Consider the following 17,095-nt stretch of genomic DNA (forward strand, 5'->3'; position numbering starts at 1 on the left):
CCAACTCGAGAAGTTCAGGCGGGGTGAGAGCGCCGCTTCCGTCCGGTGGGATGAGCCAGTGCAGCGTCCCCCACCGGCAGTGCGGGGCGGGGGCCGCGATCCAGCCGCCCTTCGAGACGTATCTCAGGTTGTGACCAGCCCACAAAGCGGTGGGGTCGGCCGGCAGCAGGAATCCCACACGCCCGCCTCGACCGTCATGCAGAACTGGCCCCCGCTCCGTCACCGAAATCGTGTCGAGTAACTCGGCGGTGCACAGGCCGAGGCGCTCAGGAACAGTCAGGACATCCCACATGCGCCCGGTGGCCAAGAGATGGACCCCGGTCACCCCGTTCATCCAGTCGTCGCGACACGCGCGCGGATCTTTGGCCGCGGCAGCCAGCCACTCCAACGCTCTCTGCCACTGTGACAGTGTCATTGCCAACCCCCAACTCAGGTAGAGCACGAACGAGGTGGCCTGGCAGCCCAAGCAACCCGACTCCTCGGTGCCACACGCTGTCTAGATGCGATCGCAAGCTGGGCACCCTCAGACAGGCTGCGCCCTTGTCCTCGTGCATCTCGACCGCGGATGAACGGGTCGTAGTCCATCGCAATACCTCACGCCGCTGCTATCCATCGGATGCGCAGTTCGCCGGATAGAGCGAGCGCAGGCGCGCTCATGAGGCGAACACCGGACAGGCACGCCCCTCTGGCGCCGTATCACCACCCCGTCTCCTGCACCACCGGCCAGCGAGCTGGAGCACCGCGGGGAACAACGGAGCACTGACTCGCCGGGCAACCGACCACCCATATCACTCAGCCGCAGGTCAACAGGGCGGCTGCCCCGAGAGAACCCAAGCTTCCCTAGGTGATGGCCCTACCCCCGGCCTTGACGTCATCGGTCCGATTCCCTTCACTAGGTGCCGCACCGATCATCGGTTCATGGTGTCAATCATCGTCGTTGGGTGCAGTTCCTTTGAAGGGAACGGTTGGGTAGGCCGCTGTGCGTGGGGCGGGCGCGGGCCAGGGTCACCAGTCCTTGATCATCAAGCTGCCCTCTCGTGTTGCTCAAGCCACTCGAGGTACCAGCTGCGGAAGGTGTGACGGTTTCCGTTTGCATCGAAGGGCGGGTTGACCGCGCAGTCCCGGTCGCGGAGTCGCCCGCGGTGCGGGCCGACGATGATGAGCCAGCCGGTCATCCCGCATCCGTTGTCGCTGATGGGGATCGCACCCCGCCCGTGTTCCAGGAACCAGTCATCGTCGCCGGCATCTCCGAAGACCTTTCGGTAGCCGCCCAGATAGTCGTCGTCTTCATCACGTGTGGTGGGTTCGTACCCGGCGGCGCAAAGGGTCGCTATCTGCTGGTCGGCCCAGTCTTCCGTCTCAACGAACGGCCCACTGGGGTCCAGCAGCCAGGGATGGTCCTCGTCGTTTTCCCAGACCAATCCCGACTTCCCGTCGATTCGGCCAACGACGTGAGCTCGAATGCCGGCCCCGGGGCCGCCGGCTCCGACCTCCGCCAGAAACGTGCGGTACTCGTCGGGGAGCGCGACACCGAATTGTGCTTCGACCTCGGCGATCTCGGCGGGAGTCAGGACGGGTTCGAACGTCGGGTATCGAGACGGCCCACGGCCACGGGCTCGACGCTCGGCCTCCTCCACTGCGATGACGCGTTCCCGAACTCCCGAGGAGCCTGGCTGCAAGACCCCGCCATGGACTTCGCCGACCCGCAGTTCAGCCTCGTGCACGCCGATCTGACCGGCCTGCCACCCCCGGTCGTCACTACGGCGAGTACGAGACCCTCGCCGACGACGGCACCGAGCTCGGCCGCAGGCTCGCGGACTTCAAGGTCACCTCCGAGGTCCACCCGATGCCCGAGGGGCAGTACTCCTTACTCCTTCATCCTGGGCGCGGGGCGCGTGCCCGAGGTGGATCGGGCGATCCAGCAGATGGGTCAGTGGCTCCGCAAGCACCTCGGCACCTGAGCAAACCGGACAGCGAAGCCTGCCGGGCGGGTCCGCCTCAACCTCTTTCGCTGCTGTACAGCAGCCAGCTGCGCGATGTACAACATCGCCATGACGACGCAACCGACCCGGGCGATGCGGTGGGCCGAGATGGCAGTCTGCCTTACCGTGGCCGCCGCGACCTCACGGCGATCGCTTCTGTGGGGTCGTTGGCAGCCGGGGCCGTCACGTTGCCCTCGACGTAGTGCCGTCGACTTTGTTGATCGCGCTGTCCATCGGCGTCGGCATCTTCGTGAGCGGCCGATTCAGGGCGTGGGGGTTGCGTCGCAGAGCCGCGTGCCACACGCAACCTTGAAAACCGTCGTGGCGCAAGCCACCGTGGGTTCAAACCCCACACCCACCGCGCGGTTCAATGGCGCCTGACCAGCTGAATCGGTTAGGGGCCGTTGCGTTGTGCGGCGCCCGCTCGGCGCCGTGATTCCCCGTGGCTTCCCGCACGTTCGGGCACGCGAAGGGCTCAGAGCACCCTCGGCCCGAACTATCAGCCACCCCCGCTGCCTCCGCCGTTGCTGGGGCAGCGGCGGTTCAGGAGGTCGGTGAGGATGCCGCTGCCGCCTTGAATGGGGGCACCGCCACCAGGCCCTCCGCCGCCGCCGTTGCCGGCGTTGCTAGGGCACTGAGGGAGAGGGACACGTGGCGTGCCGACAGGGATGAACTGCCCCGGAGCGCTAAGCTCGGCAATCGGCTTCGAGTCGAGGTGTCGGATTGAGGGGGTGGGGGCACCGGCTTGATGGTGCCAGGAGCTGGCGGATGCCGTGGGCGCGGTGACCAGGGTGACGCAGACAGTCAGAGCGGTGCACGCCGTTGCGGCGGCGATCCGCAAGGGGGGACGGGGAGATCTCACTTAGCGTTCCGTTTCGCCCAGGGGCTAGTCAGGAGCCAGCGTTCCCAGGCTGGCCGGCTTGCGTAATCGGCTTCTGGGTGAGACAGGCGCATACCTCAACGGCGTGAGCAGCGTCACGCCAGTCGCGACGGGCAACGAGGCCTCCTACCTGCTCAGTTCGTCCAGAAGCTGCATGATTTATACGGCCGTAGGAGTGATCCAAGGATGAATGGCGTTACCCTCTGATCCGCTTTGCGCATCGTTCTCTACGGTGTTTGCCCGATCTGGGGCACAGCAGCGGAGGAGAACACATGAGGACCGTCCAGAAGATTGCAGTGGTAGCCGCGGCTACCTGCGGAATCCTCTTCGCCGGCATCGGGGTGGCTAGCGCTGACCCCCAGGACAACGGAGAGGGGGACAACATCCCCGTGCTCAGCAACATCAACACGATGAACTGGGATGATTCGCCCTTCTGCGGAGTTCAGGTCAAGACCAAGGACACCGAGCAGAAGACGTCCTGTCCGGTAGTGCACAACGAGGGCAGCTCTAACAGTCCGGTGTACATCATCACCTTCGGATCTTGATCTCTCATAGCGGTCCGGCGGTCCGGCGGTTCGGGGCCGACGGACCGTTTCGGCTTGTCGGGGCGTTGGCAGGCAGGTGAGTGATCCGGCTGTCGTGTGGGGTGGGTGCCCAGGGGTTCGACATGGTTCGGCCCCGCCCTTTTTGATCAAGGCAGGCAGAAGAGGGCCCTCACTGGCGGTTCATCATGCGGTGGTCAATGAGGCACGCGGTTGGCGTAGTGACTTTGGCCGGGAGTTTCAATGACCGAGTCAAGGCTGTGGGGCGCCCTCCACCAGTGAGGGGGCACCTCATCCCGGAGATCGTCTGTGCCTCAGCCGACGAAAGTCAGCCACGACGGCGGGCACGCCGACCGATCAGGCGCGCGTGTGCCTCGCTGCGCACCCACCGGCCCCAGCCACGCTGCTGAGGTATGCCGTCCGCCTGAGGGAGGGCTGCGATCGCCGGCCCCTGATGACAGCTTCTGAGCTCTCCGTTGGGTAGGTCGCGTATGCGGCCGTGGGTGATCTTTATGGTTGGGGAGTCGTCTTCCTGTGCCGAGCGATCCGGCGCCGGGCTACCCAGAGGCTGCTCAAGATCAATGCTGCTGCTCCCGCGATGACCCAGCCCACGGATCCTCCGTGGCGGTGGGTCCTGAGGCCGAGCGCCAGCAACATCGCAGCTGCCGCCGGGCCCATCACGTCGTGGAGGAGGTCGCTCCATCTCGTGACCTTCGAAAGGTTGTCCACGCTTGATCGTGACAGGTGACCGCGGTCGCCGCCAAGGGCGAGTTCCCTGCTGGAACCTGCGCCTTGCACTCGCGGTCGGCCTAGTGACTTTGGCCGCAAGTTTCCGCCACCGAGTGTGGCCCAGGACCGGGATCCATGGCCGGGTGCTCACATCCTCCCGAACGGCGGAATCGTCACATCGGTCACGCCGGACCAGGGCACTTCAAATCACGAGCTCGTAGGACACGGTCCGATACTGCACCGGTCTTCGGCGTGACTGGTCGCCATGTTGTTCGCCGCGAGTACGTCCCGGAGTACGTTCGCGAGCGTGACGCGGGCCAGCTCGTGTCTCAGGGTCTTCTCGATGCCCTCGTAGATGCTCTGCATTGCCGGCTGGATGCCGTGACCCACCACGCATCCTTGGTCCGGGGGGGTGCGGTGCATTGCGAAAAGCGGGCCGGGTTCCACTGCCTCGTACACGTCGAGCAGGGTCATCGACTCCAGCTCGCGTGCCAGCGACCAGCCCGCGCCCACGCCCCGCCGGGACTCCACGAGCCCGGCCCTGCGCAGCTCGCCGAGCAGCCGTCTGATCACCACCGGGTTGGTGTTCGCGCTGGTCGCAATCTGCTCGGAGGTGGCGACCTCATGGCCCTGGCGCTGGTAGAGGCCGATCCAAGCCAGCGCGTGGGCGGCGATGGTCAGCCTGCTGTTGGCACTCATGGACTCCTCCTCTCGGCCGCAACGCTTCATGTTACGACAGCACAGTCGTAACAGTGAAGGTTGCAACAGGCTGTCGTAACAATTAGTGTTGCGACAGCCAGGAAGGGTCAATCAACGAGGTGAGAAGAATGAGCAAGCCACTCATGGGCAAGGTTGCCCTGGTCACCGGGGGGTCGCGCGGACTCGGAGCCGCGACCGTACGGCTGCTGGCCGAGCAGGGCGCCGACGTCGCCTTCACCTACGTCAGCTCCGAGAAGCAGGCGCAGGCCGTCGTCGACGAGGTGCACGGCAAGGGAGCCAAGGCCTTCGCCTTCCAGTCCGACCAGGCGGACACGAGCCGGGCGCCGGCGCTGATCGACGACGTGGTCGCGCACTTCGGCGGCCTGGACATCCTCGTCAACAACGCGGCGATCTCGGTGGAGCAGGGCCGCACGGTGGACGACCCGTACGCCGACACCGCCGCACTGGACCGGATGCACGCCACCAACTACCTCGGCGTGATCGCCGTCATCCGGGCCGCCTCCCGAGTGCTGCGCACGGGCGGCCGCATCATCACGGTGAGTTCCGGACTGGGCTCCCGGGTCGGCGCCCCCGGCCTTGCCGACTACTCGGCGACCAAGTCCGGGATCGAGAGGTACACCATGGGCGTCGCACGCGACCTCGGGCCCCGGAACATCACGGCCAACGTCGTGGAGGCCGGACTGATGGAGGGCGGCATGGAAGGGCCGGGCCCCGAGACCCTCAAAGCCCTGGTCAGCTCGCTGTCCCTGCAACGCATGGGGCACCCCGACGAAATCGCCGCGGCGATCGCCTTCCTGGCGAGCCCCGCCGCGTCGTACATCACGGGCGCGGTGCTGGACGCCCACGGCGGCTACAACGCCTGAACCCGAACCCCTGCCGCGCGCCCCGAAGGACATCGCGCCTTCAGGGCGCGCACCGCCAACGACCCGCGTGTGCGGGGACACGCCTCAAGAAGCCCGGATCGTGATCGTGTTACGAGCTCTTGGAGGGCGTTTATGCAGATCAAGCCCTGTATGTGGCTCTCATCCCTGTCCTGCTCTGAAGGCTTTCATCCCATAGGTGGGTAATGGCCTTCTCCAGGGCGAAGGCTCGGCCGTCCGTCTCGTTCGGTTCTATACCTGGCAGTCCGTCTGGTTTGATGCCACGGAATCGCCTCATGGGCAGCGGAACCGCACCTTCCGGCTCGCGCGTGATCACGCTACGCCGTGAGCGAGCGCAAGCCGTGTAGCCGACGTTGAAGGCCTGGAGAACGGCCCGGCTCGACCGCAGGCCGACCGGGCAGCCGGCCAAGGTCGATTTACGCGAACTCTTCAACGCGATCCTCTATGTGAACCGCACCGGAATCCCCTGGAAGTACCTCCCGCACGACTTCCCGAACCACGCCACCGTCTATGCCTAGTACGCCGCGTGGCGGGACGAAGGAATCTTCGCCCAGCTCGTGCACGCCTCACCCGCCCGGCGGGCGAAACTCGGGGACGTCGACGTAGAGCGGGGCAGGGCGGCGTGCACGGTCGTCCCGCCCTGCCCCTTGACCATGGTGTAGCGCAGCGCCTGGCCACTCGGATCCAAGGCATGGACCTCGTCGCAGAGCGATGTGACGTCTTCCTGAAGGTGCATCCGGAACATCGGCGTGAGCTGGGCGAGGTAGTCGGTCAAGACGCTGAGTTGATGAGTCTGGGCGAGCTTCTTGCCGACCTTCTCCACGATCTCGGGCAGTTCGTCTCCCGGCGCGACCTCGAACCGGCCGGTCGGCGCCGGTCGCCTCCTTCGAGCCGAACTTGAGCCAGCCAGAGCAGGAACAGCCCGAACTCCTCCGTCGCCACCCGCCAGTCCCGGCCGGTCCGCGCACACCAACGCAGGTACAGCCCAACGTGCCCGGCGTAGGTACGGGTCGTCAGCTCTTCCTGGTCCCGGCCGAACCGGCCGTGCCATAGAAGGGCGTCCGCGTCCGGCACCACCGCGTAGCTCTCGTCGACCACCGTCCAGTACCGGACGCCAGACGGCAGCTTCACAGGAAAGGCCCTCAAGGGTCTCCTCCGATCTCATCTGCAACATGCCGCAACGATCACGACAGTCCCAGAGATGCGGACAAGAACCCCAGGTCACCCGATGCAGTGCACCGTCACGCCACACTCGCGAACGCCCGAGAGAACGATGAGAGCAGCGCCGCCGGCCGGGGATCTGCTGGAGGACGTGGCGTGACCCGTGCCGACGCCGTGCCTTCAAGGGGCTGTTTCCGGACCGCGGGTGAGGTGAGGCCTGGGCAGGTGGGTGAGTGTCACGGTGCGGGGGCGGCGCGGGCCAGGGCTTCCAGGTCTCCGTAGAGGGCAGCGTGCAGTGCGGCGGCGAGTTCGCGCGCGCGTTCTTCGCTGCGCACGCCGTGCATCATGAAGTACACCGGCCCGGTGTAGGCGCCGAAATCAGCCTCGCGGTTGTCGACCAGGCGGAGGATCGCGGCCCGGATGGCATCGTTGACGGCGTCCGCGACCGTGTGGCCGGAGCCGGCGGTGAGGGTGTCCGCCTTCACGGTCCACCGCTCTGCTTCGCATTCGATGGCGACGAAAACGACGCCGTGCGCCATGGCAGTGCGGTAGGCCTCGTGGAAGGCGTTGGTGCCGGTGGCATCCGGGACGAGGTGAGCAGGACAGGGAACCGGCAACGGCTGCACCACTGCATTCTGCCAAGAGACGACGTCAATTCGCCTCCGCGACGCGATGGCGGGTCACGTTGAGTCGCCGTCTTTGCGTCGAACCAGCGGCTTCCGCCTCCTCATGCCCCTGACGCGACGCCGGTGCACCCTCAGGGGCCGCTGACCCTCGCTGTCGGCGAACGAGGGCGTGCGTGCGCCGTCAGGGAGGTCTGACTGGGATGCTCGGCGGGATGGCCTGGGACTCCAACCTGAGAGCGCTCGGCATCAGGGGCATGGAACAGTTCTCCACACAAGGGCCCCTGGTCGGCGGCCGGGTCTCGGCCTGGAGCGGGCTTTGCACGCGGTGAGCACCCGCGACCGAACTCACCCGGCGCTGCTCAGCAGATCTGGCAGCCGGCATCGTCTCCGACCGGGTCGTCGTCGGCCAGCACCACGGTTGCCGTGACCCGCTTGCCCACCACCTCACGGTGCATCTCGAAGCTCCGGCACACCGCCATCACGATCTCCAGCCCGTGCTGGCCCACCCGTCCGGGATCGGCGGCGTGAGCGATGGGCAGGCACGGCTCGCTGTCCCACACCGTCACCTCCACCGCCCCCTCGTTGACCTCCAAGGTCAGCAGAGACGGGCCAGGGGCGTATTTGCGGGCGTTGGTCACTAACTCACTCACCACCAGCAGGACCATGCCCGCCGCCCGGTCGGACACCGCCAGCCCATGCACCGTTTGCACACCGGCCAGGAACGACCGGGCCAGGTCACGGGCCTCGGCGATCTCCTGGCTGGCCTCGAACGCGGCAGACACCGATATCGGATGGTCTGCAAGCGGCTGACAACCCTCATCGTGCCCAGGCAGGTCCATGCAGTCCGCCTCATGTCCGAAGCGCCGTAGTTACCGGCCCCCCATACCCCCGAAACATCACCACAGTCTTGGACCGCGTCGCTGGGCTTACCCGAGTTCGCCGCCCAAGCGGAAGTGACGCTGAGAACGAGCGCCTCCTCACCGAACCTGGTCCGTGTGTGCCTGGCCCTGGACGACCCGCCGGCAGCAACGTCAGCCATGAACGACTTACGCCGGTCCGCAGCAGACAATCCCGAGCTGCGGCCTTACGTGGAACCGTTCCTGTCCTTGCTGCCGGTCAACGAATGCGCGCTCTGGCAGGCGCCATGGCAGACGGCCAGCAGATCGGCCTCGATCAGCAGCTGGCCGCGAGCTCCGCAGCCGTGCCCCGTCCTGCTGAACGTCTTCACCAACCTGCGAGACACGCTCCAAAAGGCCAACCGGAAGACGTGGATCCCGACGACCTGCCACCGGAACTCGCCGCCGTCGTACGGGGGGTGACAGCGCTCGGACAGCACTTCAGCGGTCCCATCCAGCTCATGCAAGCAGTACAGCAGCACTTCACCGTGGGAGACGAGCTGGCCGCCGCCACCGCCCAGGGCTCTCTGACCGGGATGCTCGCCGGGATGGCCTGGGAATCCAGCGTCTCCCCGAGCTCGCAGCGGGCCACGGCCTGCAGCCGGATCCGCTCTCACGGGGGGCCGGTCAGCCCGCCGCCGTGCGCGTATCTCACGCCCAGCGCTACCGGTGTCAAGCGGCTACTGTCCGGCGAACAATCCCGGCATCACACTTTCACGTTCAGAAGTCATCCCTGCCAGACGTCGGCCACCGAAGGGGCAACTGCACTGGCCTGGGCGTGGCCAGCGCGGGCGGCGGCCGACCGGCGTGTGTCGTCTGCCATGTTGCGGCCCATCTTGCGGCGTGCGGCGCGGTCTGGGGACAGCAAGATGACACGCGCTCCGTCGTCGGACAGTTCCGCGGCCTGCTGCGAGGCGCTCGGATGCGGCCCGACCGCCTGGGGGATCGGCACGACCGCCAGTACCCGGCGGTAGCCGCGTGCGAGCTGGAGGTTGGCGGTCGAACGGCTACCGCCGTCCATCCAGCGCCGGCCCGCCACGGTGACCGGCGGCCACACGATGGGTACGGCGCAGCTCGCCGCGACCGCTTCGAGGAGCGTCACTCCGGAGCGTGCGTCGAACATCTCGAGTCGTCCGGTCCGCGCATCGACCGCGGTGATCCGCAGCTCCCGCTCGGGCCAGTCGCGTACGTCGCCCAGGAGTGCGCCGACCGTGTCGAAGACGTCCGACTCCGGGCCGGTCCGGGTGCGCAGTGCTGCGCGGGCGAGGCGTTCGATGGACCGCTGGGGGTCGCGGGAGCCGAGCGCCGCCCAGAGGAAGCTCGCCGTCTGGCGCGCTGTCACCGGCAGACGGACCGCGTCTGCGCCGGAGAGCTGACGCTCGTACAGCTCTGCGGCCGGAACGCCGGACCGGAGCCGCGATCCGAAGACGGCACCGGCGGAGGTGCCGATCACGATGTCGGCGCTGCCGAGATCGATCCCTGCCTCGGTGAGTCCGGCGAGCACCCCGGTCAGCCAGGCCCCGCCGACCGGTCCGCCGCCGCCGAGCACGAGTGCGGTGCCGGGCATGCTTCCCCTCCCCGTGTAAGCCCGCGGGCGGTCCGCCCGCGGGAAGCAAACCGGGGAGCAGTCCCCGTTTACTCGGCCGACGATAGCATCCGTACCGGGGAACGCTCCCCGGTACGGGGCGAGAAGAGGGAGACGTAATGGGCGATCGTTCGCCGGCAGGGCGCCGCGATGCGCTGCGCAACCGGCAGCTGCTGGTGAGCACGGCCCGCGAGGTCTTCGCCGAACAGGGCCTGGACGCCCCGCTCGATGTCATCGCCCGGCGGGCGGGCGTGGGCAATGCCACCCTCTACCGCCACTTCCCGACCCGTGCCGCACTGGTCGACGAGGTCTTCCGGGGCGCGCTCACCGAGACCGAAGCGGCGGGCGAACGAGCTCGGACCGCCGAGGACGCATTTGCGGGACTGACGCAGTACCTACGGACAGTGTTCGCGGGCCTGGCGGCGGACCGCGGAACCAACGACCTCATGACCACGAACCTGGAAGGTGTCACCTCCCTGGAAGCGATCCACGCCCATAACCGCGAAACCATCGACGAGCTGCTCCGGCGCGGACAGGAGCAGGGCACCATCCGCCCGGACCTCACCACCGACGATCTGCTCTTCACCCTGGCAGCACTGGGCCGCGCTGCTCCCGCGCTCACCACGGTCGCCCAGGACGCCTGGCTCCGCCCGCTCGCCCTGCTCCTGGACGGCCTCCGCACCAACCCGGCCGCGCCCCCGCTGCCCGCGCCGGCCCTCACTTACGACCAGCTCGGCAAGGTGCTGCTCAACCTGCGCCCACACAAGTGACGTTGACAGGCCCCTGACTCACACGACTGCCCTGATAGACCAACCCCTCACCAGGAACTCTCCGCCTCGGCACCGCGATCAGGCTGGGTAAGGCTCACCGGAAACATGCGGCGCTGCGGTCGTCAGACGTTCAGCGCGGCGGGACCGGCCGGGACCGGCAGAGCAGCCCTCGTCGGTGGGGACGCAGGTGATGTCGCCACACCAGCGGGCGTCCGACGCGGGCCGGAAGTCGCGCAGGACGAGGTCTGGGCGGGTCGGCCGCGTGCGGGTCGGGGTTCGTACACCGCCGGGCCGCCGGCGCCGAACTACCCCAACTCGGTCTCGAGCGCCACGCTGGTGTCGATCTCGTCCTGCGTCCGCCCGTGATGTCGAGCAGCAGGCCGTCCAGCGGCCCGCCGATCAGCTCGGCGTAGCGCCGGCCGGGCCGCGGGCCCGGGGCGTCGTGGTCGGCGCCATAGACCGATCCCGCTGTACTCCGGCGGCACCGGATCAAGCTTGCCGGATGCGGTGCAACGGCCCCGCAGAATTAGGAGGAGCAGGGTTCCACTGCTGCTTCCGCGGGACCGGTGCACGGCACACCTACCCTCCGCAGCGCCCGATACGCCCGATCCATCCCGGCCACCTGAGCATGCACCCGCAAGCGCGAAGTGGAGCCCGGCCGCATCGGCCGGACCCCACTCCAACTGGCGCTAGAGCTTGGCCCTTCACGGTGCACGTCACCGAAGGGCCCAAGGCCTACCAGCGATACCAGCGGCCCTTACGGCCTGCGCCGTCCGCCGTCCGGACGACGAAGCCCAGCAGCCACACGATCAGCACAATCACCGCGATCCACCACAGCGCCTTCAACGCGAAACCCGCGCCGAAGAGGATCAGAGCCAGCAGAAGAACCAGAAGCAGGGGAACCATCGTTATCAACCTCCTGGCCACCGGATGCCCTTACTTCAGCCCTGCAAGCACACAAACTTATGAATTACTTCCACTTGACTAAGGCCATACGCGCGCCGTGAACACTTCCCCCTCGCGCCCGTCTCACACACGGCACCCTCCATCGTCGGTCACTCAATGTGCCGCCTTGGCCAGAGGTTTGCCAGTGGGCCGAGGGGCCATACGCACAGCCGTACCCGGGCCCCCAAGAACGAAGCAACCACCGGCTTCGTCGACTTCAACGACCTCTTCGACCGCGGCACCGACGAGCAACTCGCCGCAGGCCTGCGAGGCGCCCTGTGACCGTCCTCCTGCTGCCGCCCGTCACCTCGGCCCCAGCCGAGTTCCCCCTCGGCGCCGAAGCCCTCACCGAGGGCCCGCGGTTCGTCCGGACCCGCGGCATGTCCCGCGGATGGTGCCCTCCGGGAGCGGAACATCATGCGGGAGCGCGTGTGTGAGCCGTACGGCTGCTGGTACTGCGGTGAGAAGCAGCAGCACCACGGTCGCCGGTACCTCGCCTCCGCGGGCATGCACTCGTGGGAGAAGCCGACCGATGCGCAGGTGATGGCCCGCATGCTGGTCCGCCGCGCCGCACGGATGCCTCTGCATCCCGAGGGCCCGAACCGCGGGCCGCTGTGGTCGCTGCTCGACTGGTCCCTGTGGGGAGCCGGTATGGGCGACGTCTTCAGCGAGCCGCTCGCGGACGCGATGGTGTCCGCGATTCCGGCTGAGCTGGTCGTCCAGGCCGAGCAGATCATGGCCGAGTTCATCGAGCGCCGGCAGATCGAGAAGACCGGCGTCACGATCTACCAGGAACAGCGCGACGAACTGGAGAAGCTCCGCGCCGAGCTGGACCGCGCGAAGCGCCCCTCGTACAGCACCGGCACGTGTGGCGCGAAGACCAGCCCGCCCACGGCCACTACGGCACCGAGGACGACGCACGGCAAGGCTCCATCGACTGCAGGGAGGAAGACGAACCTTCCTGCCCGGACTACAGCTGGAAGCCCGACGGTACCCGGCTCGAACTTTTCGTCGGCGGCGAGGCCTCCGGCGTGTACATCAGCCGCGCGGTCGTCTTCGGCACGCTCGGCCCTGCCCTGGGCCGCGGTCATGTCCGACGACGACCTGCACGGCTTCCTCGGCGAGCGCGGGTCCGAGCTGGTCGATGATGCGGTCGGCCGCGGACTTGGACACCCCGAAGAGCGGCACCAGCTGGCGCAGGGTGAGATGCGTCCGCCAGTACGCGGCGACCAGCAGCACGCGGTCCTCCAGCGGAAGACTCCACGGCCGACCCTTGCGCACCGGATCTGCGCCCTCGCGACGGAGCGCGGTGATCAGCTTGCCGAACTGACGCGGGCCCCGCTGAACGGGGCTATCCAGGAAGGCTCCGACGCCGTGATCACACCAGTCACTGCTTGATCATTCCACTGCTTCAGGTCCTCCCTGCTCGAACGCGATGCGGCAGCGTTCAACCTGCTCGGCCACGTGCTCCATGAACCAGCGCATGATCTCGTAGGGGATGATGTGCTCGTCGTGGCTGTGGATGTGGACGGTCGGCTCCAGGTCCGGATCCTCGTCAGGTATCACCGCCACCAGGAAGGCCACTCCAGGCAAATGTGTTTCCGCGTTGGGGATCTCAGCCCACGTGGCCGGCGCCGGGACGGCCTCGCTCAGCTCCACACACCATGCGTCGTCCGGCAAGGCGTAATGGAACTGGACGGCATAGTGACGGCCTGCATGAACGCGCAACTCTGGCATGTCCGCAGGCTGTCACAGCCCCGCGTCGGAGTCTCGCAAGTACCCCGCTCAGCACCCGACACGGGCTCCAGCCGGCCTTTGCGGGACAGGCTTTAATCGTCACGCCGTCGGCAATGGCCGTACCCGTATTTCGCAGGATGAACTGCATCTGACCTGGGCGCTCTAGATTCCACTCGACACCCGGCCGGACAGCCTCCACTTCGGCAGCGCGGCGCTCGGCCGCCTCCTGACGTAGGCCAATGCCTCCTCAGCTGCTACAGTTGACGGAACGGACGCATCAGCTGAGGTAGCGGAAGCGTCCGCTGACTGGGCCCCTCAGCGCTCCCATATGTCCGGTCCGACACCCCGCCACTCGATCCAGTCCTCAGCCGCTACATCCTCTGGCTCCACGTCGTCAGGGCCTGCACGCCGCAGGAACTCGGCGACGTCGAGCAGCGTGTACGCCATCCCCACGAACGGGTTCCGGCACGGACACGCCGACCCCCGTCCTTGGCGGGCGGGTACACGGCGAAGGACGTCTCAGTCATCGGCTAGCGCCGCTGGCCGCGCGGGCGACGCAGGTGGTGAGGTTCCCGAACGTGCCACCCATGCCGGCAGGGTGCAGGTTGCTCCGGTTGGGTCTGGCGAGTGCCCTGTCGCGCAATGATCATCGCTGCGGCACCGCTCAACAGTGCGCCGATGCCTGACACGCCGGAGATCACGAGGGGCCAGATGACAGGAGCTGAATTGGGCGCCTGTTGGCCTGGCGGTGCGCCGGGGCCGGTGTCGCCGGCGAGGCCGACGTTGATCGCTCCAGTGAGGAACCCAATCACGAGGCTAAGCATGCACACGGTGAGAGCAATGAGACAGGCGTTCTTCCATCGGAGCGCGCGGTGGACCTCTGAGGGACGCTGGGCAGGTGGCAGTGTGCCAGGCGCCCAGCCCTACCACTCGGGACGATGGGACATCATGCTCACCCACCTCAGAGCCGGCTTCGCGGAGCCATAAAACCAGCGTGCGCTCCATATGTGTGGCGCGCATGCGGGACGCCAGGGGCGCTCATAGGCTGATGTTGCTCGGGGCTACTGCGGAGGTTCACCATGCCCCGAACTATCTGGAGTGGCGCGATCAGCTTCGGCCTCGTGACCGTGCCGATCAACGTCGTCAGCGCGACCGAAGACCACTCGATCCACTTCCATCAGTACCACCTCGAGGACATGGGCCGGGTGCGCTACCGGAAGGTGTGCGAGCTGGAGGACCGTGAGGTCGACCAGTCCGAGATCGGCAAAGGGTACGAGCTGACCAAGACCCAGGTCATCCCCATCACGGACGAAGAACTGAGCAACCTCCCGCTGCCCACGGCCAAGGCCATCGAGATCGACGCCTTCGTGCCCCTGGAATCCATCAACCCGATTCGGATCGCCGAGGGCTACTACCTCCAGCCCGCCGGCCAGGTCGCGGCCAAGCCGTACAAGCTCCTCGTCCAGGCCCTCGGCCGCTCGGCCAAGGTGGCCGTCGCGAAGTACGCCTGGTCCGGCCGGGAACGCCTCGGCCTGCTCCGGGTCCGCGACGACGTCCTGGTCCTGCACGCCATGCGCTGGCCCGACGAGATCCGCGACCCCACCGAGCTGCTCCCACCGCCGGTCGAAGTGTCCGACGAGGAGATCGAGGGCGCACTCGCCCTCATGGACACCATGACCGTCGACGAACTGGTGGGCCCCGAATTCGAGGACCGTTACACCGAGGCGATCGCCCAGATCATCGAAGCCAAACGCGAGGAGAAGCCGCTCCCCGAGACACCCGAGCCCGAGCAGCCAGCGCAGGTCCTCGACCTCATGGCCGCCCTGCAGCAGTCCGTGTCGAAGGTGAAGGCCGCCCGCGGCGAGGACACCGGGCCGGCCGATGTGCACGAGCTACCGAAGCCGAAGAAGACGGCCGCGAAGAAGCAGCCGGCCAAGAAGGCCGCAGCGAAGAAGACGACCACGAAGAAGACCACCGGCCGGAAGCCGCGCAGCGCCTAGTAGTGCTTCGTTACATTCGGTGATCTCACCTGGTGGTGGGCATCGTGCTGGTATGAGGCTGGGGGAAGTGGAACGGCTCCGGGGTGAGTTGGCGGAGTTCGTTGCCGATGTGTTCGCTTCGGTGCCGCGGCGGGATCAGCGGCGGTGGGGTGATTGTTACTTGCGGGGTCTGATGCTGGACGGCCGGCGCAAGTCGATCCAGCCGATGGCTGAGCGGTTGCCGGACGGGAACATGCAGGCGCTGCAGCAGTTCGTGAACCAGTCGCCGTGGGATCCGCTGCCGGTGCGGCGGCGGATCGCCGAGCGGTTGTGCGAGGCGATCAACGCGGCTTCGCCCACCTGAAGAACTAATCCCTTCCCAAGAACATCCGGCGGGAGCACAGGTCTCCGGGTGTTCGAGTCGGGTGCTTGGATGCACGCCTTCTCAAGAACAGGCCGTGACGCCTTTCGCCAGACCGGCGGCATCCAGCACCCCGAGACTCAACACCGGTCGCCTTGTCCCTCGTTGGTGTTGGTGGTGCGAGCCCACTCCGCGGTGACCTCTTGATACGCCCGAGCCGTTCGAGCTCCCGCGCAGACCGAGGCCCGTGGAGTGCGCTGGTGCCACGAACGGCTCGTGAGGTGGCGGCACTCCGCACAGCGGTTGATGCCCGGGATTAGTGCGTCGCGTGGCCCGCATGCGCTCGTGACCAGCGCAAACATCAGCACATCGGGAAGGAACTCCCTTGATCTATTGTGGAATCGACTGGGCCGAACGTACCCACGATGTCGCCTTGGTCGACGACACCGGAAGGTTATTGGCCAAGCGGCACATAACCGACGACGCCGTCGGCTACAAGCTGCTGCTGGAGCTTCTCGCCGAGCACGGTGACACCCAGGACAACCCGATCCCGGTGGCCATCGAGACCTCCCGCGGCCTGCTGGTCGCTGTGCTGCGTTCCGGAAAGCGGAAGGTGTACGCGATCAACCCGCTGGCGGGCCGCCGCCCGCTACCGCGACCGGCCCAGCGTCTCGCGCAAGAAGTCCGACCCCGGCGATGCCCTCGTCCTGGCGAACATCCTGCGCACCGACATGCACGCCCACCGGCCGCTGCCCGACGACTCCGACCTCGGCCGTGCGATCGCCGTCCTCGCACGCGCTCAGCAGGACGCACTGTGGAACCGGCAGCAGCTCGCCAACCAGCTCCGCTCCCTGCTGCGCGAGTACTACCCGGCGGCCCTGGACGCCTCCGCCACCTGGACCAACGGCCTGTGCCGGCCTGAGGCACGTGAACTCCTCAAGACCGCCCCGACCCCGACGCGGGCGGCACGCCTGACCCGCACCCAGCTCCAGGCCGCCCTGAAGCGAGCCGGCCGCAAGCGCGGCATCGACACCGAAGTTGATCGCCTCCGTGATGTCTTCCGCGCCGAGTCCGCGCACCAGCCGCCGCTTGTCGAGGACGCTCTCGGCAAGCAGATGCTCGCCCTCCTTATCCAGCTCGACGCCGCCTGCACCGCCGCTGACCAGCTCGCCGAGGCGGTGGAGGACGCGTTCCCTCAGCATCCGGACGCTGAGATCCTGCTGAGCTTCCCCGGGCTCGGTATCCAGCTCGCCGCCCGGATCCTGGCCGAGATCGGGGACGACCGCAGCCGCTTCGCCGAC

13 protein-coding genes and 5 pseudogenes are annotated in these 17,095 nt (G+C 67.4%); 7 read left to right on the forward strand and 11 right to left on the reverse strand.

The window, feature by feature from the left end; genetic code table 11:
• The coding region (locus tag AB0950_RS39605; protein ID WP_366780719.1) for a hypothetical protein at positions 1-466 on the reverse strand (466 nt) is incomplete at its 3' end.
• Between the two features lie 556 nt (positions 467-1,022).
• A complete protein-coding gene (locus AB0950_RS39610) occupies positions 1,023-1,724 on the reverse strand; it encodes an SMI1/KNR4 family protein (RefSeq protein WP_366780720.1) in 702 nt (233 codons plus the stop codon).
• A 1,410-nt stretch (positions 1,725-3,134) separates the two neighbouring features.
• On the opposite strand from AB0950_RS39610, the gene AB0950_RS39615 reads away from it, so the two are divergent.
• Positions 3,135-3,407, forward strand: a complete 273-nt coding sequence (locus tag AB0950_RS39615; protein WP_360162714.1) for a hypothetical protein — start codon at positions 3,135-3,137, stop codon at positions 3,405-3,407.
• A 933-nt stretch (positions 3,408-4,340) separates the two neighbouring features.
• Here AB0950_RS39615 and AB0950_RS39620 read toward each other — a convergent pair.
• Complete coding sequence (locus AB0950_RS39620; RefSeq protein ID WP_360576410.1) at positions 4,341-4,832, reverse strand: Rrf2 family transcriptional regulator; 492 nt, start codon at positions 4,830-4,832, stop codon at positions 4,341-4,343.
• Between the two features lie 128 nt (positions 4,833-4,960).
• Here AB0950_RS39620 and AB0950_RS39625 point away from each other — a divergent pair, with 128 nt between their 5' ends.
• Complete coding sequence (locus AB0950_RS39625; protein ID WP_366780721.1) at positions 4,961-5,716, forward strand: SDR family oxidoreductase; 756 nt, start codon at positions 4,961-4,963, stop codon at positions 5,714-5,716.
• Positions 5,717-6,081: 365 nt separating this feature from the next.
• Positions 6,082-6,249, forward strand: a pseudogene (locus tag AB0950_RS39630) (transposase); the annotation flags it as partial.
• Here the strand turns inward: AB0950_RS39630 and AB0950_RS39635 are convergent.
• The 4 genes from AB0950_RS39635 to AB0950_RS39650 all read right to left on the reverse strand — a co-directional run bounded on the left by AB0950_RS39635 (position 6,249) and on the right by AB0950_RS39650 (position 9,984).
• The gene (locus AB0950_RS39635; protein WP_366780722.1) at positions 6,249-6,557 is read right to left on the reverse strand and encodes a hypothetical protein; all 309 of its coding nucleotides are present in this window, start codon (positions 6,555-6,557) and stop codon (positions 6,249-6,251) included. The pseudogene AB0950_RS39630 and the gene AB0950_RS39635 sit on opposite strands and share 1 nt — an antisense overlap.
• Positions 6,558-7,131: 574 nt before the next feature.
• Positions 7,132-7,434: a hypothetical protein gene (locus AB0950_RS39640; protein ID WP_360162708.1), complete on the reverse strand. Its 303-nt coding sequence runs from the start codon at positions 7,432-7,434 to the stop codon at positions 7,132-7,134.
• 446 nt (positions 7,435-7,880) lie between these two features.
• A complete protein-coding gene (locus AB0950_RS39645) occupies positions 7,881-8,360 on the reverse strand; it encodes an ATP-binding protein (RefSeq protein ID WP_360162706.1) in 480 nt (159 codons plus the stop codon).
• A 784-nt stretch (positions 8,361-9,144) separates the two neighbouring features.
• A complete protein-coding gene (locus AB0950_RS39650; protein WP_366780723.1) occupies positions 9,145-9,984 on the reverse strand; it encodes a patatin-like phospholipase family protein in 840 nt (279 codons plus the stop codon).
• Positions 9,985-10,121: 137 nt separating this feature from the next.
• On the opposite strand from AB0950_RS39650, the gene AB0950_RS39655 reads away from it, so the two are divergent.
• Positions 10,122-10,772, forward strand: coding sequence for a TetR family transcriptional regulator (locus tag AB0950_RS39655; protein WP_360162702.1), 651 nt, complete (start codon positions 10,122-10,124; stop codon positions 10,770-10,772).
• 308 nt (positions 10,773-11,080) lie between these two features.
• Here the strand turns inward: AB0950_RS39655 and AB0950_RS39660 are convergent.
• From AB0950_RS39660 to AB0950_RS39675, 4 genes and pseudogenes are all read right to left on the reverse strand, one after another.
• Positions 11,081-11,262: pseudogene (locus AB0950_RS39660) on the reverse strand (hypothetical protein); the annotation flags it as partial.
• Positions 11,263-11,507: 245 nt separating this feature from the next.
• Positions 11,508-11,678 (reverse strand): hydrophobic protein, encoded by a 171-nt coding sequence (locus AB0950_RS39665; protein WP_360162700.1) that lies wholly within the window; start codon positions 11,676-11,678, stop codon positions 11,508-11,510.
• 1,167 nt (positions 11,679-12,845) lie between these two features.
• Positions 12,846-13,108 (reverse strand): annotated as a pseudogene (locus tag AB0950_RS39670) (transposase family protein); the annotation flags it as partial.
• Between the two features lie 7 nt (positions 13,109-13,115).
• Complete coding sequence (locus tag AB0950_RS39675) at positions 13,116-13,454, reverse strand: hypothetical protein (RefSeq protein ID WP_360162698.1); 339 nt, start codon at positions 13,452-13,454, stop codon at positions 13,116-13,118.
• A gap of 1,079 nt (positions 13,455-14,533) precedes the next feature.
• On the opposite strand from AB0950_RS39675, the gene AB0950_RS39680 reads away from it, so the two are divergent.
• The 3 genes and pseudogenes from AB0950_RS39680 to AB0950_RS39690 all read left to right on the forward strand — a co-directional run.
• The gene (locus AB0950_RS39680; RefSeq protein WP_360162696.1) at positions 14,534-15,454 is read left to right on the forward strand and encodes a Ku protein; all 921 of its coding nucleotides are present in this window, start codon (positions 14,534-14,536) and stop codon (positions 15,452-15,454) included.
• Between the two features lie 52 nt (positions 15,455-15,506).
• Positions 15,507-15,764, forward strand: a pseudogene (locus AB0950_RS39685) (transposase); the annotation flags it as partial.
• Between the two features lie 415 nt (positions 15,765-16,179).
• Positions 16,180-17,095 (forward strand): annotated as a pseudogene (locus tag AB0950_RS39690) (transposase); the annotation flags it as partial.

Origin of the sequence: Streptomyces sp. NPDC007189 (assembly GCF_040703635.1) — a bacterium.
GTDB lineage: Bacteria > Actinomycetota > Actinomycetes > Streptomycetales > Streptomycetaceae > Streptomyces.